The 764-nt window shown below is 64.8% G+C and carries 1 protein-coding gene; it reads left to right on the top strand.

Annotation, left to right across the window (positions count from 1 at the left end; genetic code table 11):
- Positions 1-764: alkaline phosphatase family protein (locus ACVNF4_RS36630; protein WP_461807122.1), on the top strand; the 764-nt coding region annotated here is incomplete at both ends.

The raw sequence follows: 764 nt of genomic DNA, 5'->3' as shown, positions 1-764 counted from the left end.
AGATCGGATTCCACGCCAAGAGCGGCTGGCTGACGTCGTCGACGTACGGCGGCGGCAGTTGGTTCGGGCACTCGACGACCATGTCGGGGCTGTGGATCGACAACCAGCAGCGCTACCGCACGGTGATGGCGAGCGACCACCTCTCCCTCACCAAGGCGTTCAAGAAGACCGGCGCGTGGGACACCGTCGGCATCATGCCCGGCGTGCAGAAGAGCTGGCCGGAGCAGAAGTACTACGGCCTCGACACCGTCTACAACGCGTTCCAAATGGGGTACCAGGGACCGAAGTTCAGCTGGTCGACGATGCCGGACCAGTACGCCCTGGAGTCGTACCAGCGCCTTGAGCACAGCAAGAAGCGCGACAAGCCGCTGATGGCCGAGATCATCCTGACGTCCAGTCACATGCCGTGGGCGCCGATCCCGAAGATGGTCGACTGGAAGGACGTGGGCGACGGTTCGGTCTTCGACGCGATCCAGAAGGCGGGCAAGAAATCGTCGGACGTGTACAGCGACGACACCAAGGCCCGTGAGGAGTACGGCAAGGCGGTGCAGTACTCGGTGACCGCGCTGACCCAGTGGATGGAGCGCTACGCCGGCGACGACACCGTCCTCGTCTTCCTCGGCGACCACCAGCCCAACGCCAAGGTGAGCGGGGTGGGCGCCAACCGTGACGTGCCGATCTCGATCGTCGCCAAGGACCCCAAGGTCCTGGAGAAGGTCGCCGACTGGAACTGGACGGACGGCCTCAAGCCGGCCCACAACGCC

This window comes from Streptomyces sp. S6 (genome assembly GCF_054880855.1).
The sequence above is the reverse complement of the archived record's forward strand: the minus strand, read 5'-3'. Positions and strand labels throughout refer to the sequence as shown.